The organism is Caenibius sp. WL (assembly GCF_019803445.1).
Lineage (GTDB): Bacteria > Pseudomonadota > Alphaproteobacteria > Sphingomonadales > Sphingomonadaceae > Caenibius.
In genome coordinates this window covers 1,056,514-1,082,404 of the sequence record NZ_CP081844.1, presented here as the reverse complement: position 1 = coordinate 1,082,404, position 25,891 = coordinate 1,056,514, and the positions used below count along the sequence as shown (strand labels likewise).

19 protein-coding genes are annotated in these 25,891 nt (G+C 57.3%); 12 read left to right on the top strand and 7 right to left on the bottom strand.

Annotated features, from left to right (window positions below; all coding sequences use genetic code 11):
- Window positions 1–175: 175 nt before the first annotated feature.
- On the bottom strand, window positions 176–6,346 hold the full coding sequence (locus tag K5X80_RS05125; protein WP_222559770.1) for an RHS repeat-associated core domain-containing protein: 6,171 nt from the start codon (window positions 6,344–6,346) through the stop codon (window positions 176–178).
- 600 nt (window positions 6,347–6,946) lie between these two features.
- On the opposite strand from K5X80_RS05125, the gene K5X80_RS05120 reads away from it, so the two are divergent.
- From K5X80_RS05120 to K5X80_RS05075, 10 genes are all read left to right on the top strand, one after another.
- On the top strand, window positions 6,947–7,318 hold the full coding sequence (locus tag K5X80_RS05120) for a TrbC/VirB2 family protein (RefSeq protein WP_222559769.1): 372 nt from the start codon (window positions 6,947–6,949) through the stop codon (window positions 7,316–7,318).
- 110 nt (window positions 7,319–7,428) lie between these two features.
- On the top strand, window positions 7,429–7,707 hold the full coding sequence (locus K5X80_RS05115) for a TrbC/VirB2 family protein (protein WP_222559768.1): 279 nt from the start codon (window positions 7,429–7,431) through the stop codon (window positions 7,705–7,707).
- A 1-nt stretch (window position 7,708) separates the two neighbouring features.
- Complete coding sequence (locus K5X80_RS05110; RefSeq protein ID WP_222559767.1) at window positions 7,709–7,993, top strand: VirB3 family type IV secretion system protein; 285 nt, start codon at window positions 7,709–7,711, stop codon at window positions 7,991–7,993.
- Window positions 7,972–10,362, top strand: coding sequence for a VirB4 family type IV secretion/conjugal transfer ATPase (locus tag K5X80_RS05105; RefSeq protein WP_261390689.1), 2,391 nt, complete (start codon window positions 7,972–7,974; stop codon window positions 10,360–10,362). Before K5X80_RS05110 ends, K5X80_RS05105 begins: the two co-directional genes overlap by 22 nt.
- On the top strand, window positions 10,359–11,576 hold the full coding sequence (locus K5X80_RS05100) for a type IV secretion system protein (protein WP_222559765.1): 1,218 nt from the start codon (window positions 10,359–10,361) through the stop codon (window positions 11,574–11,576). The genes K5X80_RS05105 and K5X80_RS05100 overlap by 4 nt, the downstream gene beginning before the upstream one ends.
- Window positions 11,573–12,403 carry a VirB8 family type IV secretion system protein gene (locus K5X80_RS05095; protein WP_222559764.1) on the top strand — a complete coding sequence of 277 codons (831 nt, stop codon included), beginning with the start codon at window positions 11,573–11,575 and terminating at the stop codon, window positions 12,401–12,403. The genes K5X80_RS05100 and K5X80_RS05095 overlap by 4 nt, the downstream gene beginning before the upstream one ends.
- Complete coding sequence (locus tag K5X80_RS05090; RefSeq protein WP_222559763.1) at window positions 12,400–13,053, top strand: TrbG/VirB9 family P-type conjugative transfer protein; 654 nt, start codon at window positions 12,400–12,402, stop codon at window positions 13,051–13,053. Before K5X80_RS05095 ends, K5X80_RS05090 begins: the two co-directional genes overlap by 4 nt.
- A complete protein-coding gene (locus K5X80_RS05085; RefSeq protein ID WP_222559762.1) occupies window positions 13,050–14,240 on the top strand; it encodes a TraB/TrbI/VirB10 family type IV secretion system protein in 1,191 nt (396 codons plus the stop codon). Before K5X80_RS05090 ends, K5X80_RS05085 begins: the two co-directional genes overlap by 4 nt.
- Window positions 14,230–15,234, top strand: coding sequence for a P-type DNA transfer ATPase VirB11 (virB11, locus tag K5X80_RS05080; RefSeq protein ID WP_261390641.1), 1,005 nt, complete (start codon window positions 14,230–14,232; stop codon window positions 15,232–15,234). The genes K5X80_RS05085 and virB11 overlap by 11 nt, the downstream gene beginning before the upstream one ends.
- A 53-nt stretch (window positions 15,235–15,287) precedes the next feature.
- Window positions 15,288–15,902 carry a hypothetical protein gene (locus K5X80_RS05075; protein ID WP_222559760.1) on the top strand — a complete coding sequence of 205 codons (615 nt, stop codon included), beginning with the start codon at window positions 15,288–15,290 and terminating at the stop codon, window positions 15,900–15,902.
- A gap of 527 nt (window positions 15,903–16,429) precedes the next feature.
- Here the strand turns inward: K5X80_RS05075 and K5X80_RS05070 are convergent.
- The 5 genes from K5X80_RS05070 to K5X80_RS05050 form a co-directional block, all read right to left on the bottom strand.
- On the bottom strand, window positions 16,430–17,122 hold the full coding sequence (locus K5X80_RS05070; protein ID WP_222559759.1) for a hypothetical protein: 693 nt from the start codon (window positions 17,120–17,122) through the stop codon (window positions 16,430–16,432).
- A 356-nt stretch (window positions 17,123–17,478) separates the two neighbouring features.
- Window positions 17,479–18,126, bottom strand: coding sequence for an abortive infection system antitoxin AbiGi family protein (locus K5X80_RS05065; RefSeq protein WP_222559758.1), 648 nt, complete (start codon window positions 18,124–18,126; stop codon window positions 17,479–17,481).
- Between the two features lie 50 nt (window positions 18,127–18,176).
- Window positions 18,177–18,803, bottom strand: coding sequence for a DUF2026 family protein (locus tag K5X80_RS05060; protein ID WP_222559757.1), 627 nt, complete (start codon window positions 18,801–18,803; stop codon window positions 18,177–18,179).
- 37 nt (window positions 18,804–18,840) lie between these two features.
- Window positions 18,841–19,761, bottom strand: coding sequence for a hypothetical protein (locus tag K5X80_RS05055; RefSeq protein ID WP_222559756.1), 921 nt, complete (start codon window positions 19,759–19,761; stop codon window positions 18,841–18,843).
- 242 nt (window positions 19,762–20,003) lie between these two features.
- Window positions 20,004–20,804 (bottom strand): hypothetical protein, encoded by an 801-nt coding sequence (locus K5X80_RS05050; RefSeq protein ID WP_222559755.1) that lies wholly within the window; start codon window positions 20,802–20,804, stop codon window positions 20,004–20,006.
- Between the two features lie 480 nt (window positions 20,805–21,284).
- Here K5X80_RS05050 and K5X80_RS05045 point away from each other — a divergent pair, with 480 nt between their 5' ends.
- The gene (locus tag K5X80_RS05045; protein WP_222559754.1) at window positions 21,285–22,670 is read left to right on the top strand and encodes a hypothetical protein; all 1,386 of its coding nucleotides are present in this window, start codon (window positions 21,285–21,287) and stop codon (window positions 22,668–22,670) included.
- 60 nt (window positions 22,671–22,730) lie between these two features.
- Entirely contained in the window at window positions 22,731–24,608 is a 1,878-nt protein-coding gene (locus K5X80_RS05040; RefSeq protein ID WP_261390640.1) for a Z1 domain-containing protein, read from the top strand.
- On the opposite strand, the gene K5X80_RS05035 is transcribed toward K5X80_RS05040, so the two are convergent.
- The gene (locus tag K5X80_RS05035) at window positions 24,609–25,799 is read right to left on the bottom strand and encodes a class I SAM-dependent methyltransferase (protein ID WP_222559753.1); all 1,191 of its coding nucleotides are present in this window, start codon (window positions 25,797–25,799) and stop codon (window positions 24,609–24,611) included.
- Window positions 25,800–25,891: the final 92 nt, after the last annotated feature.

Here is a 25,891-nt window from a genome sequence, read left to right as displayed (position 1 = left end):
TCATTCCAATTGAATTTGCCCTATTTAATGTAGCAAATATAAATAATATTACAGATGCTATCATTAATAAATAATATTTGCTATAAACAACCCCAAACATAAATAAATTCAATGATATATATATAGAAATTATATAAACTATTCGATTAATTTTTATTTTATACATGAAACCACCTTAGCGACCTGACAATGTTCGGCCAGTATGCAACCAACCAAACCCACCATCAATACCAAACGAAATCGCCTTATCAGGTGACAGAAGGCCATCAACGTTAGCCTTTGGCCCGTTCTTAATCGTGCTAAATGATGAATTCACGTCAAAACCGGATTTACTGTCGTGCACAACCCCCACTGGCCCGACAGAAATGGATTTCGTACCGAGGTCCTCAGAAGCTTCAAACCCCACACCAACCATTTCACTGAGTTTCACTTCAGCGAAATACTTATCCTCGACACGCGCCTCATCCAAGGCTCGCTCGGTGAATGCATAACCCACATTTGCCCGGCCAAACACGCCCGCACCCACACTGCCAGTGACACCGTTCTTGTCGAAGTGTAGGTTAAATCCACCTCCTAGACCTAAGCCAAAGTTGGCATACCATCCACCTTCATTAGCTGGCGCGCCCGGGAGAACTGGCAACTCCTGGAGAGGCACCCGGCCGGTTGGTTTTGCGGTTACGACTATCGCTTGCGGTATCCACACCCCATCATGCGTCGTTGTCCTTCCTGTGGGATCGCTAAGGTTGACCGGATCGTTTGCGACATAGGCATAGAGGTTGATCTGGTCTTCGGTCCCCACGGGATCGGTCTGGAGGAACCTGCCGAGGTTGGGCGAGTACCAGCGCGCCTTGTAATAGTAGAGGCCACTATCAGCATCAAGCCGCTGCCCGGTGTAGCGAAACGCGGGGCCGCTGAGGCTGTTGATCTCGCCATAATCGCCATAGGCGTAGATGGCAGTCGTCGTCCCCGCATCGTTGGTGGTGGCAACGATTGAGCCTTTGAAGTCGGCCGCATACCACAGGCGCGTGTAGGTCCCGTCGCCCTGACGCGTATATTCGACTATCGGATTGTCGACCCCGGCACCATGGACATAGCGCTTGCCCTGCGGATTGGCCCCTGCGGCATGCTCGGCAATCAGGCTCTGCCCATCATAGAGATAGTTAGTCGCTGTCCCGCTGTTGAGTTGGCGCCGGTCCATCCGACCGAGGCCGTCGTAGCGATAGGTCAGCGCCGTACCCATTGAAGCGGCGGTAGCACTGGTAAGCTCATTCTCCGCGCTGTAGCCGAACGCCCAGATCTGATCGCTGATCAGATTGCCGTTGTCGTCATAGCCGAGCGTCTTGGTGCCCGACTGGGTATACTGGTTGAGGCCGTTCGCGACGTAGCCGCGATTGACATCGTTATAGCCGTTCCAGTCGAACGCCGCCTTTGTTGTCGTCACTGACGCTATCTGCGGGATCTGATTGTAGGCAAGCGTATAGAGATTGTCGTTGGCGGTGCCTGCACCATCGAGATCCAGCGCCAGCGTGCCGAGGCTCGAATTCGGTTTGTAGGTCACCGTCCGGCTGGTGCCGTTGCCCAGCGCAATGACAGTCGGCCGCGACAGCTCGTCATAGGTATAGGAAGCGAGAACGCCGAGCCCCGCGGCGGTGCCATTCTCACGGACCCTGGTGACCCGGCCAAGCAGGTCATAGTCATAGGTAAGATAGAAGCCATCGTTTGTCGGGCTGCCGAGCAGACCCTGGTGCGGATACCGGAACAGGGTACGGTTGCCCGCCTGGTCATATTCATACTCACTCGACCAGCCATCTTCGACCAACTGGGTGACCCGGCCCGCCTTGTCGTAAGTGTAGGCAAGCGGATGGCGCTGCACCGCTGCGCTGTCCTGATAGAGCGAGGTGACACGGCCGAGCAGATCGTAGGCATAGGTGACACTGTTGGCAGCGTCAGGCCGCACCTTCTGCGTCTTCCGGTTGAGATCGTCATAGGTAAAGGCGATGACCTGTCCCGCACGCGTGCGCTTCGACGTCAGATTGCCGTTATTATCGTAGGTATAGACTTCGCAGTCGTCCCCTGCGGCGTAGGCCGTGATATTGCATGCCGCAGAGGTGCCGGTGCCGGTCTTCGCCGGATGGCGCAGCGCCTGAAGCCGGTCGAACGCGTCGTAGACATAGGTGGTGACCTGCCCTTTGGCATCGGTCAGCGTCATCGGCTTACCGTTCGCGGTATAGGTATAGGTCGCATAGTTCTGCGCAAGGGCAGTACCAACGGCGCGCTTCACCTGCTTCACCTGGTCATTAGGATAATACGTCGTCTCGGTTACCCGGTTGCCACCCTGTGCCGCTGGCTGGTTCTGCGTCACGCGCATCAGCCGGTCCTGGTCGTCATAGACATAGTCGCTGATGGCAATGTCGGTGGTCGTACCGGGACAGATCGTGTCACTGGCGACCAGCGTCGGGCCGCGCGCCTGGCTGATCTTGTCAGCCAGATTATAGACCTTGCAGTCTGCGAGCCACATACCGCCCGGCGCCTGCTTCGCTGTGCGCGTGAGGTTACCGTTGGCATCGTAGAACACGCGGGTCAGTTTGCCCGCCGCATCGGTGACCTGGGTCGGACGGCGCTCGCTATCATAAGTCGCTTGCATCACGTCGACGACATCGGTGCGCGGGCCATCGACCTGGATCAGATTGCCCACCGCATCATACGTGAAGGACGAGGTCAGGTTGAGACCCGTGGGATCCACCGTGCCCGACTGCGGGACGTACTTGTTGGCCGCATTGTAGGCCCCTGTCGTCGTAACGCTATTTGTCGCATCGATTTTCTGGGTGACCGACGTCGGCAGAGTGAAGGACGGAAGGCCCCCGATACCGGCAAAGCTGGTGTAGCCGACAGTCGTCTGCGGGCGTGTACCGCCGGACGTAGCCGCCGGTGCAGTGACCGAGGTCAGATCGCCGGTGACCGGATCATAGGCATAATCGGTCACATTGCCGCGCGCATCGGTTGCGCTCAGCACCTTGTTGAAAGTGGGCTCGTAGGTGAAGCTGGTGACAATATCGGCGCCTCCGCCCGGTTTGGCGACCAGACGCTGCTCCAGCACATTGTGCGTGCACCTTTTATCCACCGAACTGCACGAGGCATCGTCATAGGTGAGTTTGACCTTGTTGCCTTCTGGCAAGATGGTCTCAATGATGCGGGTGCGGCCATCCAGTTTGTTGACCACCTTGCGCCCGCTGGATAGCGGATCGCTGACCAGCAGGTTGTCGATTGTGGCGAGCGTATCGCCGGTCGCATTGAAATAGTGGATCAACGTCGCATTGTCCGGCGCGACTTCCTCCGACCGGCTTCCCGCGAAATAATAGTTCCACACCTTGCCGGTCGAGCTGGTCTGCGTCTTCACGCGCCCAAGGCTGTCGTATGTGTTGATCGCGCCCGGGCTGGTAGGATTGGCCGGCAGGAAAAATTTGGTCATCCGCCCAGGCTGGCCGGACTGGTTGTATTGGAACGTTCTCACCTTCGACGTCGCATCGGTGGCGCTGGTGAGGTTGCCCGATCCGTCATAACCATAGCCGATGCTGCGGGTGCCATCGGACACGCTGGAGATACGCGTACCGGTATAGCCGAGCGTGAGCGTGCGGCCGAGACTGTTGGTAACGCTGGTGAGCTTGCCCCCGGTGTAGATGAAGTTGACGCGCGCGCCATTGGCACTGCTCCAGTTGCTAGCGTTGCCGGACGCATCGAAGTCGAGTTGGCTCTTGTCGGAGCTGGTAAGGCTGAAAGTCCCATTGCTATTCTTGACCAGCTTGGCGGAAGATGCCTGCGGCGCGTTGTAGCTGCCGTCTGGCAGCTTGACGAAAAGATCCTTCGTTACCCCCTGTTTGACCACGACCGTGTTGTCGAGCAACTGATCGGCAAACCAGCGCTGTGCGAGCGTTGCCGTCACCATCTTGGTCAGCGGTCTGGATGCGTCCGACAGAAGGTCGAGCGAAACCATCAGCTCAGTGATCGTGGTTGCCGCATCGATCGGCGAATCCTCACCCATGCCCTGGAAGCCATCTACGCCGGTCTCGACAGACATCGCCAGGTTATGTGTCCAGCCCTTGCCCAGAGGCCCATCGATCCGCGCAGCACCGGAATTGTAGAGCGACTGAAACTTCAAAGCATAAGGAAAGTCGCCGACTCCAACATTCATATCATCGTGTGAGTAAAGATAATTACCTTTGAAAAAGTCGATCGGATCATTGACGACGTACGTGCCGGGGCCGAAGATATTAACGGCAGCCTTGGTATCAAGTTCGGCGAGATTATAGGTCAAATTGATCATTGCAGTCGGAGTCTGTGGCGCGCTAGCGAAGCCTCCGTGCAACCCACCACTGATAATGGATCCAAGCTGACCGGTTTTGATCCGGAAATGCCCCTCTCCGGTCCAGCTACCTTCCGTGAGATCGCAGCGTTGCGGGAGAATAAGACGATATCCAGCGGTTATCTCGCTCTGGAAGCCCGCTTTATACGTATTGCAGGCGAGCAGATTGGGAGCCACTGCGCTGCTGTAATTGCTCGAGGTCGCGTCAAATATCTTCTGACCAGCAGCCACTGCCATATCGATCAGCTTGACGGTCGAGACCGCGCTGACACCCGCTGTTTCCTGCACCGCATTCGATTCAAAGATGCTAAGGTGCATCGCGCTGGCATTGAAAACCGCCGCTTCTTTATTGGTATCGCCGTCATGCGCCGTCGTGCTTGTCCAATTCATCGGCAAATCGACGTACGGCGAACCATTGTAACCGGCGAGACCCACCCTCTGAAATATAAGCGTGTCTGTGCCGGCCAGTCTATCGGCCAAATAGGTAGCCATATCGGCCTTGGCGAGCCAGTTGGCGCTGAGCACAGCCAGACTCGATCCGAGAACCGCTTCCGAATTGTCTGCGGCTCCAGAGGCTCTCGCATCTTCCAGATCTTTGTAGAATTTCTGAACCAGCCCACGGCTTGTTGGGCCCCATCCATTAGAAACAATGAACAGGCCACCAATATTTGCTGATTGCGTAAATGTCTGCGTCTTGTTTACCGCGAACGCATTATGCGTAATTGTCATTCTAACATTGGCAGATGTAGTGTTGGTAGATCCCAAATTATGGGTCACCGCGCCATCAAGAATAACAAACATATTCTCAGTAGATATAGGATTGATTGCAAGGCGGCGGCCGTAAATTTGATCCGTCCAAAATAGAGCCGCGGCACCTCCTCCGTACTGATTAGGAATCATAATACTGAGCTGCGTCCGGCGCTCGTTCGGAAGCTTACTACTATCAGTATAAATCTTTTCAGCGGAGCCAGTAGTTTTGTAGGAAATCGCTGTTTGTCGCAGCGGAGCCCCGCCATATGCCTGCGTAATAACCTTACCCCCGATCACATCATCGAGATCGGCTGCCGGAGCGTTGGTCCGAATGTGGCTAATGAGGTTGTTGGCGTACGTGGTAAGATCCGCGCGAATATTCGCCCGATTGATATCCTTCACGTAGTCGGCGGTTACCGTCGCATTAGATGTCGCATTGGCGAGGAACGCCGTGGCATTATAACCCGTGGCAGCGGCAAGATCGATGCCCGCTTTCACCTCATGCGGTTTATGCGCCGGATCGAAGACATAATCAGTGCCGCCAATATTCACCTTCACCCAAACGTGATCGATCGTCACCTTTTGCAGGGTCCCGGTGCAATTGCTTATATTCGTCGTATCGAACGTCCCGGCAGTCGTCGTGACCTCGGCATTGTTGCCACCTCGAATGAAGTAGTTTGCTACCGCGCAGGCGTTGGTTGTTGGGATACCGTAAAAGCTTGTAATCTGCGCCGGTGTCAGATCCACCCGGCCTTCCACATACTTAGCCGTAGTGTTGTTCGCCTGAATCAGCAGCTTCACCATCAGGTCAGCCTGGTCCCAGGCCGTCCCGGCATTGTCGATCAGCGCGCCGAAGGCACCCTTCTGTGCGCCCCAGATGGGATAGGTCTCGATATTGTCGCGCACATATTCATAGATCAGGTCAGGATCATTTTTGAGCGAGCGGGCCAGTTCCACGATCGAAAGCGGCCCCTGGGCGCTCGAGCCCCCGGCGCTCCGCATCGCCATCGGCCCGGGAGTGCCAGCGCCCTCACCTGCCTCAGTCTCGGCCTGCACTGCCGCGTCATGCAGCGCCCGTTCGGCCGGAGTGAAAGGGATAGCCGGCGCATTTATGTTTCCAGGCGCGTCCTGACTGAGCTGTTCCTCGGTGGGAGCCTCCTCAACAGGGCCCTCCTGCGCCGCCGCAACCGCAGGCAACAACAGCAATAGGGCCGCCAGATATTTCCGCGCCCACATTGCGATTCCCCTGTGCCCCGCAACTGATCTCATGACTTCCCCATTTCACTTAAATTACCCGCGCGCAGACCGCGGCGATGTAAGGCCACGAGCGGATATCCGCGGCCAATTCACTTCCGAGATCCCGGCTTATTTGCGAGTGGACATTAGCCCCCCCCCGCATCAATCCGGCTGCGAACCGGAAAGTGCGGCACTCAAGCCTGAGCGGTAGATTTTAGGAAATTGTGTGATGCGGCTGCCGGAAATACTCCCAGGCATGCCAGATTTAGCATCGCCCCCTGCGATTTTGCACGCACAGCCTGCACGCCCTCACGCACCCGAAAGCCCCTGAAACTCTCGCGCGAGCCAAAGACAAACCTGCCACGAAACACCGCATAGTCGCGTTTCATCAAAATGCCCCCCAATAACGCTGAGCGCCAGCAACACTTTGAAACAAAACGTTGCCTTCGCCTGATTCGTTACCAGCGAAATTTGTTCGTTATCGAAACTAAGTCAACACACTATGGAAAAAATCTTTTTTGCCGGTGACGTTGCCACTCATATTTTTGCCTGATAAGCGACCATGGCTCAGCTATATTTAGGCATTCCTCGGGGGGAGGTATGGGCTTAGGAAATTATGCAAGCAGCGGCGATCAATCGCTAACGGACGCCGTAAACTGGCTGAGAGATTTACTCCTCGGCTCGATCGGAACGATGATCGCCGTCCTTGCAATTGCCGGCATTGGATTGCTGATGTTGAGCGGGCGCCTGCCAATCAGGCGCGGCGTCACGGCAATCCTTGGCTGTTTCATTCTTTTTTCCGCCGGGACGATCGCGGGAGGCCTCATAAATCAATGGGAACCAATGACCAATACCGTGGTCGTTGCGCCGGAAGCGCCAGCCTACACGGCCACTATACCCACACCTGCTCCTTACGACCCTTTTGAAGGGGCAGCCGTACCGGTACGCCCGCAGCGCGACATCCTACAGTGAGCGTTGTTCGCAAGATCGATGGGCGGGCCTAAGGCAAATACACCTGAACTTTGACAGATTATTTGGGGGATTGATAAGTGAGAGTTCGACAGCTGGCATCTGCCATTTTCATGACAGTGATCTGGCACGCACGGGCACTGGCACAAGACAGCTATGCCGATCCCGCTGGCTCGGGACCAATCGTCGGCGCGCTTGGCTGGCTGCAGGGCACCTTGCTCGGCACTGTTGCTACGGTCGTTGCCGTCATAGCGGTCGCCTCGGTCGGTTTTCTGATGCTCACCGGCCGAATGAATTGGCGCTACGGCGCTACGGTAATCCTCGGCTGTTTCATCCTGTTTGGCGCTGCCAGTATCGTCGGCGGGATTCAATCATCAGCTGCAGGCTATTGAGGTGGAAACGCCTGATCGTGATATTCTGTTCGTTGCGCTGACCCGTCCGCAGATGCTGTTTGGCGTAACTTACGGCCTCGTGATCGGCAATGCGATCGTATCGACGGAATTGTTCCTCGTTTTCAAGTCCATCTGGGTTCTCGCCGTCGCCGCATTGATACACCTCATCAGTTGGCTGGGGTGCCTTCGCGATCCGCGCTTCTTCGATTTGTGGCTTATCAAGGCGCAGCGCTGTCCGCGTGTCCCCAATTTTCGCGTGTGGCGATGCAATTCCTATCGCCCCTAAATCACACGCAGCAGAATTGGCAGCGAGAGAAACCCGCAGGCAATCACCTGCCTTATCTCGCGCAGATCGACGACCATACGGTGATGCTTCGCGATGGCCGGCTGATGCAGGTCATTGCCATCGAAGGATTGTTGTTCGAAACCGCCGACACGAGCGAACTCAACTATCGCAAAGCACTGCGAGAGGCGATGATCCAGGCGATCGGATCGTCGCGCTTCGCGCTGTATCACCATATTATCCGCCGCCGGGTAGAGCCGCGACTTGATGCGAGCTTTCCCGATCCCTTCAGCCAGGAGCTCGATAGCGTTTGGCAAGCCCGCCTCTCGGCCAAGCAGCTTTTTACGAACGATCTTTTTCTCTGTATCATCCGCCGTCCGCTACAGGGACGCGGCAAAGCGGTAGATCGCCTCGCCCGCATGTTCGGCAAAGCGACACAGGCTGGACGCATCGCCGACCTTGCCTCTGAACGACGAGCACTCGATGCCGCGTGCGATGCGCTGCTGGCAGCCCTCAGCGAATACGGCGCCAGGCGGCTAGGAGCTTATGAGGGCAAAGGAGGCCTCTGCTCCGAACCCATCGAATATCTATCCGCACTCTATAACGGCGAATTCCGTCCAGTACTCGCGCCCAGCGGAGACGTCGGTCACCATCTCCCCTATCGCCGGGTGAGCTTTGGGGCGCGGACAGTCGAACTGGGGCCCACGGATGAACGGAAGCGTGATTTCCTCGGCATCATCGCCATCAAGGAGTACCCGGGTCAATCGAGCCCTGGCATGCTTGATGACCTGATGCGCCTGCCATTCGAGCTTGTCATGACGCAAAGCTTTGCCTTCGTGGATCGGCAGACGGCGCTGGGACGCATGAATCTGGCCCTTCGGCGCATGCGCGCGGCCGATGACGAAGCGCTGAGCCTTCGAGACGAACTCGTCGTTGCGCGCGATGAATTGGCCGCTAGCCGCGCTGCCTTTGGCGAACATCACCTTACCATAGCTGTGCGCGGCGATAGCGAGGAAGAGGTCGATGACGGTGTGGCGGAGGTGCAAGCCGCGCTTACCGACCTCGGCATCATAGCCGTACGTGAGGAGATGGCACTCGAGCCTTCCTTCTGGGCCCAGTTTCCAGGGAATTTCTCCTACATCCCACGCCGCGGAATGGTCGCCAGCAGAAACTTCGCAAGCTTTGCCAGCATGCATAACTTCCCCGTTGGCCGCCGTGAGGACAATCATTGGGGCCAGGCCGTCACCGTCCTGGAAACCACCGCGGGCGGCCCCTATTATTTCAACTTCCATCATGGCGATCTCGGCAACTTCACGGTCATCGGCCCGTCTGGTTCGGGCAAGACCGTAGTCGTGAACTTCCTGATCGCGCAGGCACGCAAGTTCAATCCCCGCATCGTCCTGTTTGACAAGGATCGCGGCGCAGAGCTGTTCTTGCGGGCCATCGGCGGCCGCTACAACGTGTTGCGAGTAGGTGAACCTTCAGGCCTCAATCCCTTACTTCTGGAAGACAACCCAGAAAACCGGCGCTTCCTTGTCGACTGGCTGAGCCTTCTGGTGACCGAGCCGGGGATTCCCTTAAGCGCAGAAGAAGCAGCGCGGATCAAGGACGCCGTCGACGCCAATATGGAAGCGCCGCTTGCTTATCGGCGCCTGGGACATTTCGCGCAATTGTTAAGGGGTGAAGAGCGCCCCCGCGCCGGTGATCTTGCCGCACGACTGGCCCCCTGGTGGGGAACAGGGGAACGCGCCTGGCTGTTCGACAATGCGGACGACCTTGTCGATCTCACACAATCGGTCGTCGGCTTCGACATGACCCGGATCCTCGATGATGCGATCGTTCGCACGCCCGCCATGATGTATCTGTTCCACCGCGTCGAGCAACGTCTCGATGGAACACCCTCCATCATTGTCGTGGATGAGGGTTGGAAAGCGCTCGATGACGAAGTCTTCACCGCGCGTATCCGCGATTGGGAAAAGACGATCCGCAAACGCAACGGTATCGTCGGCTTTGTGACGCAGAGCGCCGAAGACGCGCTGGAAAGCCGGATTGCATCGGCGATCGTCGAGCAGGCCGCAACGCAGATTTTCATGGCCAATCCCAAGGCCCAGGCCCGCGACTACATGACCGGTTTTGGCCTCACACAACATGAATATGATCTTGTTCGGAGTTTGCCAGACAGCGCGCACGCCTTTCTCATCAAGCATGGCAAGGAAAGCGTTGTCGCGCGTCTCGATTTGTCCGGCAACAAGAAGCTCATGATGATCCTGTCCGGGCGCGAACAAACTGTACGCCTGCTCGATGCGATCAGGGCAGAGACGGGTGATGCCCCCGAAGACTGGTTGCACCGCCTTGAGGAAGCAGCCGAATGACTTACCTCTGCCCTGCACCAGACCCAAGTTTGGGTATAGCGGTCCGCCTATCCAATTTCATGGCATGCGAAAGCCGGGCTTTGGGAGAGAACGGCTTTCAGGCTCTCGCCGGAGGCCCGGTCGGGGTCAGTCTCCTCTCCGGCCTCCTGACGATCTTCGTCGCGCTTATCGGCTACCGCTTTATTCTGGGGCACACACCGGACCTCAAGGATGGCGTCAACTGGATGGTTCGCGTTGGCTTCACCCTCGCGCTCGTCACCAGTTGGCCTGCATTTCAGACCCTGGTATTTCAGGTTGTCATCGACGGACCTAATGAGCTTGCTGGTACTCTGCTGCCGGCTAGTGGCATTCCCGCCGATGACCTCCAGGCGCGCGTCCAAAGGGCCTATGACACGCTCAGACTCGGGGCATCCCTCCCTGCTGAACCGGGACAAGGCGATCCAGCGGCGACTGGCGCCGTCGTGCAGGCGGCGATGTACCAATCGGCCTTACCGCAGACGGCAAGTCTGTTCGTGCTCAGCACATCCGGTGTCGTTGGCGCTTTTCAGATCGCCATCGGTTTTCTGCTCGCTATCGCACCGCTGCCGATCATGGCGCTTTTGTTTGATGCAACGCTGGGCATCTTCATTGGCTGGATACGCGCGCTTGCAGGCGCAGCCTTGGCAGTTCTGTCGGCTAATATCGTTACGGCCACCCATCTTCTGGCCTTGGAAAGCGAACTCGCGCACCTGCAATCAATCCGGCTTGGCAGTGCAGACCGCGTGATAGATCCTCAGGGACTGACCACAATCGTGCTGATCTTCTTGCTCACGACATTGGTGGCAAGCCTTGCAGCGATACGTGTTGCATCGGCCTTCCGTCTACAAACTCGCTCACCCCGCGTCTCGTCGGGCATCGAACGCTTACACGGCGAGCGGCCACTCATGTCAGATAGGCTTGTACGCAGCCCTCAAAACGCAATCTCAGTGCGCACGCAGGTAGACGAGCAATCGCGCGCGGCCATCATTGCAGGGGCGATCAGTTCGTCAATACGGCGCGAGGCGCTTACGGTTGCTGATAGCCGCACCACACTCCTGTCATCACACGCAGATGTGCGCGACAGAAACATTTCAAACGGTTCCTCCAGGATTGGGCAAGGGCTTGGAACCGCGAGCAGGCGCACGACTTCGCGTCGTACCCGCTCATCAGTCCGGCGCGATAGGACGGGGCAGTGAACAGAAACGAATATTTTTCAAAAGCCGAGAGCTGGGCTGTCGACCATCAGGCCGCCAGTACCCGCTCACAGAAGATCGCCTGGACAATTGCCGGCTGCGCAGTCGGGCTCGCCATGCTCGAAGCAGTCGCCCTGGCAATGCTGACGCCCTTAAAAACCGTCCAACCGGTCACTTTGCTTGTCGATCGGCAAACGGGATTCGTTCAAGCGGTAGATCCGTATCGTCCGAAGCGGATCACCGCCGATGCAGCGCTGCTTCAAGCTTTACTTGCCCAATATGTCGCCGCGCGGGAAGGATTCGACCGGGCGACGATCTCGGCCGATTATCGCCGAGTTGCCCTATGGTCGAGTGGCAGCGCCCGTAAAGACTATCTAACACAGATGCCTGCGACTAACCCTGACAGCCCGTTCAAGCGTTATCCCCCCGGCACCGTGATCGTTGCCCGGGTGACGAGCGTTTCGCCAGTCAACAAGGGGATGGCACTCGTTCGCTTCGACACTCAGCGCCAGGACCTCAATCGCGGGACTGTGATAGAAGAGCCGTGGATTTCTGTGGTTCGCTATCGCTTCATCGATGCGCCGATGAAATTCGAAGACCGGCTGATCAATCCGCTCGGTTTTCAGGTTACAGGCTATCGCCGCGATCCTGAAGCACCTCAGCCCACTCTGACTGATGGGCAAATACCCACAGCACTCCCCTACCCTGCCGCGAGGCCAGCTGTGAGCGGCATGCCCGATCAGGGCCGCGGGGTCTCGTCCGGTCAGATTATCTCAGGGTCCGCGCCTGCATTAGAAACCATGCCCAATAACGGAAACCAGCCACGGTGACCAAGCGAGCCATCTTTTTCCTGATCGCCGCCCTGATCAGCCAGAGCGCGTCAGCGCAAGAACGGATTCGGCTTATCCAGTATAACCCTGATCAGGTTGAGGAATTGCCTGTCAGCCCGGGTTATGCGGCAATCGTCGAATTGGCCAATGACGAAGCGGTAGACAGCATCGTCGTTGGAAATAGCATTGGCTGGCAGGTAACGCCTGACAGCAGTGGAAGGCGCGTCGTCGTCAAACCTACTGCCGGCGCCTCAACGACGAACATGATCATCCTCACGCAAGCGCGGCGCTACACTTTCCTGCTCAGCGCAAATGGAAGCCAAACCAACGACCTTTTCGTCGTCCACTTCTCCTATCCAAATGGCCAGACATCAGCGCAGCCAGCAAAAGTAGCGACATATAAATTAAGCGGATCGAAAACATTATTTCCCGCCTCGATGTACGACGACGGAAGATACACGACGATCACCTGGAACAACCAAACTGTCTTGCCCGCGGTGTTCGCAGTTGAGGACGGCAAGGAAGGCATCGTCAACGGCCGTATGATCGGCCCCAACTATGTGATCGAGGGCGTGGCACCAAAATATGTGCTTCGGCTAGGCGATGCACAGGCCATCGCTAGCCGCAAAACGGCCAAGGCCAAACGATGAACCTTCACGTCCCATCGCGGCGCGATGCAACCGCAGATGCGCCGGGCACTCGGCATCCCGTGGTTGCCTTACCCAGGCAAGGGCTTCCAGGGTTCGTCATCGCAATCATCGCCGGACTGTGCGCAATTGCCTTGTTCCTCGTGCTCAATGCCCAGCGCAAAGCTCCTGAAGAAGCGGGATCTCTGCGTGACACCGATGTCGGGCTACTCGCGCCTGCTCCCCCTCCCCTGGTCATTCCTCCCGAGATATTCCCAAGCCCGGTGCTCGCACAGCCGATTGCACCGCTCCAACCGCAATATCCCGTCGTCCGTCAGGCGCAGCCTCAGCTCCAGCAATCCCATCCGGTCATGACTGCTCCTCGTGAGGCAATTCACGTCGCTGAGCCAATGCCCTATCCCGCACCTCCTCCTCTCCCCTTCATAACCGACAATCGGCCTCCACCCCCGACATTTACCGAACCGGCAATCGTGTTTGACGCCGGAGCTGGAGCCGTTGATGGAAGCACGAACCAGCAGCAAGGTGAGCCTCGCGCCCCTTCAGCCAAGGGCGACCAGGAACCCTCGAGCAAACCTGCTCAACAGGCGCGCCTTGAAAGAATTCGAAACCCCGAAACGACAGTGCCAACCGGCACACTCATTCGCGCGACCCTGGAAACGCCAGTCGACACCTCGCGTTCGGGGTTCGCGAGAGCGATCATATCCAAGGATGTTCGGGGGTTCAAAGGCAGACGCATCCTGATCCCGCGAGGGTCACGCCTGGTCGGTGAATATGCATCCGACGTGCGTGCCGGCCAGAACCGCGTGTTGCTCAACTGGACTCATCTGCTTCGTCCGGATGGATCGATGATCAGGCTCGATTCCCCGGCCGCCGATGCCATGGGCGGAGCGGGCGTGCCCGGACGCGTACACTCCTTCTTTTTCCAGCGTTTCACGAACGCGCTGTTGCAAACAGCCATTAACCTTGGCGGCAGTTATGCCGCTTATTCTTCCCATTCACCGGTTCTCATCGGCATTCCAAACACCGCCGTTACCAATGTCGCAGGGCAGACCGGGACAGGTTTAATTGGCCAGGGGCCGCAGCCAAAGATCACGGTAAAGCAAGGTGCAGTGGTCAATATCTTTGTTGCGCGTGATTTGGATTTTTCAGGAGTGTCCGATCGCTCTCAGGCCACCATCAATGGCCAATAACGCAGTCTCATACCTCGCAATTTACCTTGAACCACTCGCCAGGCATCTGGAGCGCGCCGATGTGACCGATGTCTACGTCAATCGGCCAGGCGAAATCTGGGTCGAGACCTTGGGTGGCCAGATAGAGCGCTACGATGTTTCAGAGCTTTCCGAGGCACTCCTTGGACGCCTTGCCCGCCAGATCGCTAGCATCACCCATCAAGGCATAAGCAGAGAAAATCCCCTTCTTGCCGCATCCCTGCCGGACGGCGCCCGCGTCCAGGTCGTCGCGCCGCCAGCAACTCGTGGCCCCATGGCGCTTGCGATCCGCAAACAGGTATCGGCCAATCTCAGCCTGACCGACTATCATAGCAGCGGTGCTTTGGACGATGTTCGCCCGTCTCATGCCCAGGATTCTCGCGAAGCCGAACTCAGAAAGTTATACCAGGCCAAAGATTGGATAGCCTTTCTCGGCGCTGCAGTACGCGCCCGAAAGACCATCATTGTGTCGGGCGGCACGTCCAGCGGCAAGACCACTTTCCTCAATGCTCTTTTGCGCGAAATCGACCCAGCAGAGCGCCTCATACTGATCGAAGACACCCCTGAACTTGAAATACAAAACGAGAATGCCGTGGGGCTAATCGCCTCCCGCAGCGCTCTGGGTGAGGCTTCCGTAACGACAGACGACCTCCTGCTCGCGTCGCTTCGCATGCGGCCTGACAGGATCATTTTGGGCGAGCTTCGCGGCGTGGAAGCCTTTTCGTTTCTCCGCGCCATCAACACCGGTCATCCAGGATCCCTCACCACGATCCACGCAGATTCTCCTTCGCGCGCAATCGAGCAACTCGCCCTGATGGTGCTGCAATCGCGAACCCAGCTGAAACGAGAGGACGTGACGGCCTATGTCGAAAGCGCTGTCGACGTGTTTGTCCAGCTGGAGCGAAGGGATGGCCGGCGCCGCGTGTCACACATCGACTGGAAAGGTCACGAAGCCGAAGGTTCGCCCATTCCCTGAATTCCACTGGTCTTCCGCAGGTAAAGCACGGTATCGCCTCCATTAAGGAAACCATGACCTATATCTTTGATCATACGACTGACATCGAAACCACTTTAGAAGAGTTAGACGTGAAGTTCACGTGCCCCAACGCTGGATGGGTACGCCTTATGATCAAGCCATTACACAAAACGCGCGGGATCGATTGCAGCTACGTCTTCGACCCTTTTCCCGAAATGATCGAATGGCTCGAGCAAATTGCCAGCGGAGCCAGAACCGCGACTTGGGAGATCGATGAAGAAGGACAAACCAGCCATTTGCAGTTCTACGCTGCCCCGCAAACTTTCGGGAAAGAGCCAGGCAATCTCCTTTTGCATATGCAATCATCGGATGGCGGCATTCTGCGCATCCGGGGAACAAGAGTTGATCGGCGACAACTCGTTGAAAGCGTCTATCGAACCTTTCGCACGATGACCGCCGACCCAGCCTATCTACCCCGTGAATGGGAAATGCACCCCCAATTCCACCTGCTCGATGACTTGGATGAAGAGGAGGAGGAATACGAGCGCGAACGCGAGAAATTTCCCTATACCGGACACAATCTGAGACAACTGACCTCCGTAGTTGTAGAAAACTATCTGGCGGAGCGTGCCGATTCCGACCGGCAACTCACTCTCTTTAGCCAATAGTATCCAGCGCGAAGGCCCGTTCTCGAAAAATAACGCCCTTAATGGGCAACACCCAACTCCCGTAAGCTGCAGGGACGAAGCCGATCGGCGAACTCGAGGAACGGAAAATCCAGTTCTGCGCATTTCGCCCGCAGATAAGCTTCCTGTCGGCGATAGGGTCCACATGCCCGACTGACCGCCGCCATTTCCTCTTCCCTTGAGATTACTCGCATCCTTATAGGAAGCTGTGCGCGAACAAGGGTATGAAGCATTATGCCGATGCCGCCTGCGTCCGCAATGTTGGCGGTGTCTGATCAGGCAGGTTTGCGGTCGAACACTTCGATAGCTGCCATAGCCACGGGCCACCTGCTGCACGACTGCAGCCGCCGACATAGCCGTCGTTCCACGGTTGTACGGAATTCCCTGAAAGCGGTCGTTCGTTCACGATCTCCGGTGCAGCCGCTCTCCGGCAACATTTAAGACGTTCTGCTTGGATGACAAGGGCGCCGATGAGCATCCAAGCGCCCTCCTGACGCGAGTACGTCGCCTCACGCTTGCCCGGTTCGCCGGGCCCGACCTCGCTGGTATTTGGCACGCATCGCCGCGAGCCATTTTTGGTAAGAGCGAGAGGTGGTTTCGCGCTTAGCGTGTTCCAATTTAGAATAATGCCCATCGAAGTCCCGCTCAAATGCCTGGCCTCCGGCGGCCAAATCATGGATAATCTGCGAAAGATACTCGAGAAGCCGATGCTTACATTTCACCGAATGAGCGTTCTCTCCGTTAATTTGCTGCATATGGACCGGTGAGTAATCATCGTTTTCGGAATTAAGCGGCCTTATCCACTGCCCGTGGGCAAGCTTATTTCGCACCTCGATTATCGGCCTCAGATCATCTTCGATGACGCTCAGGAGCGCTGCATAACGGGCTCGTGGAGTAAGCGGGAGTGTCTGTGAAAGATCGGCCAACGGAATTTGATATCGCTTCCTGAACCCTCGTTCCAAAGCGGCCTTCCAAATTTCAATTTGTGATCCTGCGCTTGTTATTTGCTGCCGCTCGGCAGGGGTGAACCCATTGGGCTCGAACAGCATCTTTCTTAAGCGATCTTCGGCCCACGCTCCGAGCAGAAGCATTGTTGTTTTAAGCAATGCGTCGGAGGTGGTCTCGTCGCATCGTGAGAGAGCAGCGTTCAGCTCACGCAACATTCGCTCAAGCGCAGTATCAACCGCACGCAGATTCTTCACGTGAGCTTTGTAGAGATTTTCTGGCGTCGCTGGCATTCAATTCATCCCCGGTCATCAAAGGGCACTCAGTGAATGCCCTTTGATGACCGGGAATCGAACCCGGATAGACTCCCCGAGGGGCGTGTTTCCATTACACCATCATCCCGCATCGGTATTGCCAAGCTAGGAGGCTCGGGTCAATCTTGCCGGTCCAACCAAGGGCGGTTTCGTAATGCCGCCCGCATTCGGGACGGCTTTTTTGGTCGGATGCTGCTCCCGCTGACATAGCCGCCATTCCCTGCCTCGGATTAGCCCGTCAAAAGCCGCCGTACATTCATGGCCCGCAAACGGTGTGAACAGGGGATTCCGGACGAGTTTTAAGGATGCAAGGCTGCTTCTATCCTGTCCTCTCCCCAGTAAGGATCGACGAAAGGACATGCGTAGCTAGGCCCCACATTTTCCAGCTTGGCGGACGCGAAAAAATCTCTCGCCGCTTCATGGAGGTCCTCCGGGATGATCAGGAACGCGGGGTCCGTCTCGGCGAAGTGGAGGTCGTCGACGTGACGCCATTCCCTTTCCCATTCATAGAGGTATGTCGACTTGCCGTAGGTGCCCGGCAAGTCCACGAACGGCGCGACGTCCCAGATGGGCGAACCTGGATTGTTCACCGCTTCATGCACCATCGCGTTGACCGCCTTTGCCTGCATCGTGTCCTTGTAGGCGTAGAGGATAGGACCACCTCCACGTTCGACGACATACTCCTTCCGGAAGCCGATGCCGTGCTGCCCTCGAACATCTGCAGGCCGCTTCAGGTGGTGAAGCGGCACCTCGCTGAAGCATACCGACTTCCTCGCCGGCGCGAGGTGCCGGCCGGCGCCGAAGATGTTTTTCGCGATAATGCGCCGCTCGTACAGGATCGAGATCGCATTATTGTAAGCCGATTTCGCAGGGGTCGCCTTCGCGAAGTGGACCACGAATTTCGACATGTCCTTCCAGGACGGATCGATGTTGCCGATCAGCGCCATCTCGCCACCATCGGGTCGGATGGAGAGGACTGAGCATTATTCATCGGTTGTTACCATGAGCCCCGAGCGAGCGTATTCGGTAGTCGGAGTTCGCGGACAAGCCCGTCATTGCTTCCAATAGTCAGAGATGGCCTCTGCTTTCCGCGGCGCGTCCCGAACCAAGTGTCAGCAATCTGGATGATGTCGGTATTGAGCGGCCTTTTCAGAATGCTATCGATCAGTCGCTCACCGAGGTCGGGATCGGGCATCGCGTAGAAGTCGCCTACCTCGTTGAGATCATCCAGGCTCAGCGCTTCATCGGCGAGACGCTTCTGAAACATGCGTCGAGGGATGACCATCTCCTGCTGCACATCCTCGAACGCCTCCTCATACAATGGTGACATAAAATCGATGATGTGCGTTTCGGTTTGCACCCACATGTGGAATCCATCTTCATCGAACTCGACGGTGCCGCCGCCGTCACGTCCAAAGAACATGTTTTTCTCAGGCGCCACGCACATAGCGAAGCCCCCCGCCACCGCTCGAGCCGGAATCTTGTAATGCTTGTTCAAGATCAACGCTCCGATGCAGGCGAAGAGGGTGCATGCCTTTCCCGGATTGCCCTCATCTTTGATGGTGCCGTGGATGACCTGATGAACGCGGTTGAAGTCGGACATCGGCAGGACGAATTTGCTCACGGTGGCTCTCAACCTAACTTGAGGAGTAAATCCGTTCTCAGAAGAAGAAAGGATCACGCAACCAACTAAGAATGACTTGACCAGAATTGGAATTGACAGGCCACCGCTCAATTGCAAGATGCATGTCATTCGATGCGCCAGGATAGCTGTCTGAGTATATTCTCAAGAAGAAGTCGTAAAGGCATCGCTCAGAATGGGACCAAGCCCAATCGGTTGCTCGAGGCGTGGGCCGCGCAATGTCCAACCCGGACTCTACCGACCAAGCATCTGAGAAGGGCATTATCGCGGAGAGAGCCGACGCGGTCCACATCCCTTCGAGGGCCCGCGCCTTAGTGAAGCGCTCATATTGACGTGGTCCCTGAGCATGGAAGTCGGTAACGAATGCTATCATAGCGTCGGTCCCCGCTTCGGTGTAGGCTCGGTCGAGTGGCATGGGCTTGCCGCGACCCGGATCGCGCCGTGCCGCAGGCCCGGCCTTGCCCGCGTAAGTGGCGTTCCACTCGCCGCGATTATGTACATAGAGATCGCGGGTTGCTTTAAACTCCTGCACCAACTCAACTGCGGGACTGCTGAACGGCTTACTCTGGAATAGGGCCATCACCTTCTCTACGATTACGTCGAACCGCTTGTATCCAAGGGCATCCGTCTGCTTCTCGACCGTGGATTCTAGGAAATCACCGGGCTCGGCGACAAAATCTTTAAGTCGATATTCGCTGTCCCGAAGCTTGTCGGGAAAACAGAGCAGCATCTCCGACGCGAGATCCAGCAGGTACCCTTCGAACAGGCTATAGATGCCACTGACATAGGAGCGGAAATGAAATGTCGCCTGATCCGGCTTGAGACCCCCTGTGCCCACAGAAGCAAGATAATCCCGACCCGTCGTTAGCGACTTGAGCGTCTCATCGCGCTTCGTGATCAGGAACCCGCCGAGCTTTGCCTGCCGGCCGAAAGTCATCATAGTCGTACACCCGCCTTAAACGCCTTTTAGAGAACTCGCAGTAGGCTGCACGGTGCTCTGTTTCCAGCGCCTACGTCCAACCTCTACACGAACGGACCTTAGCTTCGGGAACGGCCCGGCCGATCTTGAACGGCTGGCAGCAGGGCGCAAAGCCGATGACGACCCCCGCCGACAAAGGAGACATCTGACATCCCAAAGAGATTCCCTGAAAGCCGACGTCTGTTCAGCAAGCTGCGTGATGGTTACTCAGTGAGCCGTCCAGCTAAAGTCTGCATTAGGTACTTGGTCGAATCGAATACCCTTACGGCATCGTCCTCCCCGTATCGGACGCGGCCGTGCATCGCGTGATTGCGCCAAGCATTCTTAACGGCGCGCAGTTGAAGCGCTGCCTCTGACGCCCAGCGTTCCGCCTCGTCCCCGTCTACGCCTTTGCGGATTTCTCGCAGGCGTGCTTCAATCTGATTCAGAGTGGCGTTCCAGTTAGGTTCCGGCGTAGCGCCAGCCCAGGCGGCGAGTGCGTCGAGCCCGGGCTCTAGCGCGCGCATGAGATGGGTAACGCAAGCCGTCCAGAGACCCGCTGCCCGGCATCGGCCCGCATCCGCTATTTCGGCAGATGCGGTTGGGAATGCCTCCTCAACCTGATCGCCAAATAGCGGTCGCTCTGGCGCGGCATAGCCTGCATGCACGGGCGCGAGCGTCATCAATGCCAGTGAGCAAGCTTCAGTAGCGAACACGGTTGAAACTCTCTCGCCGTAACTCGCCAGTCGCTGCAACTCGTGGGCCGAAAGTGGTCGGTTGACCGCGATCTGCGCTAAGGCATCGTCCCATTCTGCCTCTATGACGCCCAGCGAGGTCCTCATCGATAGATCCGAAGCTGCCTCTTTCAGGAGCTCTACGCTTTTCATAAATCCAACCCGCGTGTCGAACGGAATTACTGCCGGAGTGATGTGTCCTTCGAGTTGCTGCAGCAGACGCCACTCCGATATTGCCCCTCCGATGTAGCTCATAGGCTTCAGCAGCCTGTTGACGTCGATTCGTTTCATGGTGAACGCTCATCGCTCCACCTCATGGGTCGAGCAAGACCTTGTGATTGAAGGTCGATCGAATTACTGGATTTCATCGGGATCTGCAGCCACTCACTGAGCGCAAGACCAAGCCGATCTCACTGACATAGCCGCTGCATCGCGGCTCGATTGCGAAGCCTAAAACCTGCCGATTGCTCACCTTGAGTTTGGTACACCCTCTCGGTGTAAACGAGATGCTCTACCTATCCGGCTTCGCCGACATAGCCGCCGTTCGAGTGATCGCACTGCTTCCCTGAAAGCGGACGCTCGGCCATGTGGATTGGTCAGCAGTTAGGGTAGTGAGCAGGAGGTGTGGGCGGGATCGATCAGAAGAAGGGTGCGCTGAATGCGCGGCCGCGAGCCTGCATATGAGAAAGATCGGGGAAGCGACGACGGAGGTAGCGCTAAGGGATGGCGTCGCTATGGTATGTGGTCTCGAATTGGGGATGCCAACGCTATATGATCCAAACTGCGGGCTACGTTTTGATCATCACCGAGTCGTCTCGCGCGGACGAACTCGCTGCCTATGCCGACGGCGACATGGAGTTTGCGGAATCCGTCCCGTCGTTCAGCGTGCTATCGCGTGATCGACTGATTACCTTACTGTCACTATCTCCTGGCTTCATCACGCACGTTTCTCGAGCAAAGCGTGGGCGAACTTCGGCGACCAGTCGGCGCCGGTTGAACATGATGCGCACGGTGGCGCTGAAGGCGCCGATCACCACCGAGGACCTTCTAAACCTGTTTCCCGTCGCACTGCGTGATCGGCTACGCAGTGCGTTCGAGGGTGGCGGGCTTATTACCGCCAAACAGTGGTCGGTTGTTCAGGACATCTTGGTCAACGCGTTCGATGAGGTTCGCGACGCCATTGAGCGCTTGGTACCCTACCGCGAACGAATGATCGATGAGATGTCGGCAAACGAGCGCGAGACGATGGCGCTCGAGCATGAAGCCGTCGCCGCCGCCTTAAGGTTGGCCGGCTTCGACGAAGGCGAACGCGAAGCCAGCCTCACCTGGGACCCCTCCGAGCGGGCTCGAACAGCCTCTTTCCTAGATGGGCTCAATGCGGTGCCGCTTCGCGAAGACACGATGATCCAGAACGATATGCAGGTCGTTCCGGGATTCGAGCGCCTCGACCAGACCAAATTCGGCGCGGTGCGCTTCGAAAATGACGACACGCGGCTCATCCTCTTGCACGCCAATCACCAGCGGCTCGAGGAGACGCTCGGGGTCGACCTCATCTACTATAATCATAGCTTCCATTCCTTCGTGTGCGTCCAGTACAAGGCGATGGAGCAGGAACATTCCGGGGCGGTATTCCGCTTTCCCAAGGACGATCTCACCAAGGAAATCGCGCGGATGGACTCCGCGCTGAAGCTGTTAGGCACGATCGCGCGAAACGCCGAGCCGCACGGCTTCCGGCTCAGCGAGAACCCTTTCTTTCTCAAATTCTGTCCACGCGTTGTGTTCGAGCCTGACAAGCCTGAGCTTATTCGCGGCATGTATCTCCCGATCGACTATTGGCGGATTTTGGAACAACACCCCACGACGCTCGGGCCTCGTCAGGGCCGGCAGCTGACTTTCGATAATGCGGGACGTCATCTAGACAATACTGGCTTCATCTATCTCGTATCGAAAGGCTGGATTGGCAGCAACACTGCGCAGTCGACCGTTCTCGGTGACATTGTTAACGCGATTCTGAGCGGACAGCGCTCGGTGACTCTGGCCGTGAAGTTCGACAAGCGCGACCCAAGCGATTCGCCTGTACGCGTCCATGTCGACTTGACCGGCGGCACGCACGTCGGAGGCGTCCCAGAGGAAGGCCACATCTATCGATCGGATTGAACTAGGCGAATTGGATAAAGTTGATGCTCGATTTCTGCGCCTGAGGTCCTATCTTCGGCGGTGAAGCGCATCGAGGGGACGGGGGTGTCGAACTTGTTGGATCTTGCCAAGTACAAGGCAAAGGCGAAGCTCGCCAATCGCTACGAGAAACAGCTGGAACGTCTGAAGGGTTATGACATCGCAACCGGCAGCATCGAGGCGGCGGTCGAGGGAGCGATCCAAAACCTGACCACAGCGGCGAATGGCGCACTAGTGATCTACGGGGAGCCGCAGAGCGGCAAGACCGAGATGATGATCTGCCTGACCGCCAAGCTGCTCGACGCCGGGCATAAGATCATCGTTCACCTCATGAACGACAGCGTTGATTTGCTGTCGCAGAACCTGCGGCGTTTTAAGGCATCCGGGCTAGCACCGGCGCCAAAAAACCTGTCCGAACTTTTGCAGATCGCCCCGGCGCAAAACCCGCCCGAGCTTGTAGTGTTCTGCAAAAAGAATGCGCGCGACCTTGAGAAGCTAATCGAGCGGATCAAGGATATGGGCAAGGTGGTCGTGATTGACGACGAGGCTGATTATGCGACTCCCAATGCGAAGGTGAACCAGGGTACTAAGACCACGATAAACAATCTCGTCGGTCAACTGATCGGCAATGGCGGGATGTACGTCGGAGTCACTGCGACGCCCGCCCGGTTGGACCTCAACAACACTTTTCAGAACGACACTGAGAAGTGGGTAAACTTTCCACCGCACGCAAAATATACCGGCCAGGATGTGTTCTTCCCGCTCGACAAGAAGGCGCCCTATCGGCTCGTCTATCTGCAGCAGGGCGGCAATCCGCAGGATGCGCGGGGCGCACTGGTCCGCTTTCTCGTCACCGCCGCTTATATGAATACAGTTGTCAACGACAAGGAAGAGAACTTTACCATGCTGGTCCACACCAGCGGGCGGAAGCTCGATCACGAAATTGATCGGATCACGATCGAGGAAGCAGTGCACGCGCTCACCGAGACCGATAGCGATGCCTTCGACGACCTCGTCACGCGCGTCCATGCTGCCGCGCAGGACCTTTATCCCGCAGTCGATGCCGATCAGCTCACCTCTTATGTAGTAGAGAATGCATCGCGTGCGAGCCTGGTGGTGCTGAACAGCGAGCGTGATCGCAAGGCTGCTGGCGACAGTGCAACCGAGCCCAGCTCGCCGTTCACGATCATCATCGGCGGCAACATCGTCTCGCGCGGCGTGACCTTTCCCAATCTGCTGTCGATGTTTTTCACCCGCGACGTGAAGCACAAGCTGCAGCAAGACACGTACATCCAGCGCGCGCGCATGTTTGGCGCTCGCGGCGCCTATCTCAAAAATTTCGAACTCACCATCCCGACGCAGCTCTACGCCGATTGGCATCGGTGTTTTGTGTTTCACCGCCTCGCCTTGCAAACCGTCAAAAGCAGCCTCGGTTCACCGGTGTGGATTGGTGACAGCAAGGTGGCGGTCGCGTCGGATTCGAGCATCGATAAGGCGACGGTGGTGCTCGACAAGGGCGAGATGTCATTCGGAATCTTCGATTTCGATGCCGAGCTCGATAAGATCGTACTGGGCGCTCAGACCGACATAGCTACGCTCCACACTTTGCGCACAAAGCTTGGCAATGACGCGCTGCCTCAATTCCTAATCGACTATATCGCGGCGGTCATGGCTGGCGGCGGAGGAACGCTCGCTGTTCATACAGCGTCAAGTATCGCCGGATACGGCGATAGCGCCAATCATACCGCTATCTCTCGCGACAAAGGCTTCATGGGTAAGCCCCAGCTCGAGGCGAAGAAATTCCCGACGGCGGCGCATCATGTGAAGATCTTCTTTAACGACGAGAACCGCGCGCGCGTCTTCTACAAATATGGCGGCAGCCTGCAGTTCATCCAAAACCTAAACACAGCGGTGACCTGATCAGGCTTGCGCGAAGGTCAGAATCGTCTCGGTGCGCATACGCTTGCCAAGCGAGTCGCTGGTCATCGGCAGATAACGGCTGCGCTGTGGAAGTGGACGTTCGGTCTCGCTGACCAGAGACAGGCCGGCATTACGCGCGGCTGTAGCGACCGCGTCCGAATTGCGGATGAAGGTCCCGCGAAGGCAGGAATTGCCCATGACGAAGGTTGCGTGGGCGCCGGCCTTGAGTACGCGGGCGACCTCGCTAACCATTCGCTTGATGTCCTGAACATAGCGTTTGATCATCAACTGGAATTTGTTGGGCAGCTGGTCGATTGTGCCCATCGCCTGCTGCATCTGCATCAGGATGGCCGCTTCGTCGATGGCATCCGGCGCGCGTTCGGCGCCAATGCTGCTTGACCGGATGGTACGCAGGTCGCCCAGGCGATGGCCGAGCCAGATCAGAGACAGACGGTGCCCCCGCATGTAATCGATGGCGTTGAGATATGGCGGCGATGTGATCACCGCGTCGATGCTGCGATCTTCGACTGCAGTAAGCGTGCGCGCGTCACCAAGCTCGATAGCGGCGCCGCCGGCAGGCGGAGCATCCTTAAGGCGCTTCTGGACGGCCTTGATCGACCGCGCGAACATCGACTGCACATCGAAGTTGTTTTGCTCGGCGACTTTGTGGGGCCGGCTGTGCGACACATCACGCGCCAGGGAAGCGCCTTTGTCTTTAGTGATGATCAGCCGGCTAAGCGAGATCCGCAAGAGATCAATGGCAAGCTGCTCCGCCGGATCGGCGAGTTCGTGGCCAAGCTCGTCGAGGACGAAGGCGATCCGGCGCAGGTCGCCTTTCTGCGGTTCGGCGAACCAAAAGTCTACGAAGTCGGACGTCTCGTTATCGTCGTCCATCCAGGGCAACTTGATCTCGTCGGGCTGAATTGCCGCGATCCGCCTGGTCACTCGGTCCGCCATGCTTTCAACGAGCTTCTCGTCCACTGCAGTGGTCCAGACGCGTGTCATCAGCACGGCCAGCGGGTCCATGTCAAAGCCAACGGCGCGATGGCCGAGGTCAGTTGCTTGGCGAAGAACCGTTCCCGACCCCGCCATAGGGTCGAGCACTAAGCCTTTGAACTTGAGGTCCTGGAGTTTCTCGAGGGCCAGTTCGGGTGCCATGCGCGCTGGGAACGGATGAATGGAGCGGATCACGTTCAGCCTCCCTATCCGGCTCATTTGTCCGAAACTTACAGCGTTTTTCGGACAAAATAAAGCGCGCATTGCTCTTGTCCGAAACTTACCGT

What these genes read in the sequence shown, in the direction of transcription:
- K5X80_RS05045 (WP_222559754.1), top strand. Translation starts at nt 21,285, where the DNA reads ATGATCCAAACTGCGGGCTACGTTTTGATCATCACCGAGTCGTCTCGC.
- K5X80_RS05055 (WP_222559756.1), bottom strand. Translation starts at nt 19,761, where the DNA reads ATGATGACTTTCGGCCGGCAGGCAAAGCTCGGCGGGTTCCTGATCACG.
- K5X80_RS05085 (WP_222559762.1), top strand. Translation starts at nt 13,050, where the DNA reads ATGAACCTTCACGTCCCATCGCGGCGCGATGCAACCGCAGATGCGCCG.
- virB11 (WP_261390641.1), top strand. Translation starts at nt 14,230, where the DNA reads ATGGCCAATAACGCAGTCTCATACCTCGCAATTTACCTTGAACCACTC.
- K5X80_RS05050 (WP_222559755.1), bottom strand. Translation starts at nt 20,804, where the DNA reads ATGAAACGAATCGACGTCAACAGGCTGCTGAAGCCTATGAGCTACATC.
- K5X80_RS05125 (WP_222559770.1), bottom strand. Translation starts at nt 6,346, where the DNA reads ATGTGGGCGCGGAAATATCTGGCGGCCCTATTGCTGTTGTTGCCTGCG.
- K5X80_RS05075 (WP_222559760.1), top strand. Translation starts at nt 15,288, where the DNA reads ATGACCTATATCTTTGATCATACGACTGACATCGAAACCACTTTAGAA.
- K5X80_RS05065 (WP_222559758.1), bottom strand. Translation starts at nt 18,126, where the DNA reads ATGGCGCTGATCGGCAACATCGATCCGTCCTGGAAGGACATGTCGAAA.
- K5X80_RS05100 (WP_222559765.1), top strand. Translation starts at nt 10,359, where the DNA reads ATGACTTACCTCTGCCCTGCACCAGACCCAAGTTTGGGTATAGCGGTC.
- K5X80_RS05115 (WP_222559768.1), top strand. Translation starts at nt 7,429, where the DNA reads ATGACAGTGATCTGGCACGCACGGGCACTGGCACAAGACAGCTATGCC.
- K5X80_RS05105 (WP_261390689.1), top strand. Translation starts at nt 7,972, where the DNA reads ATGCAATTCCTATCGCCCCTAAATCACACGCAGCAGAATTGGCAGCGA.
- K5X80_RS05120 (WP_222559769.1), top strand. Translation starts at nt 6,947, where the DNA reads ATGGGCTTAGGAAATTATGCAAGCAGCGGCGATCAATCGCTAACGGAC.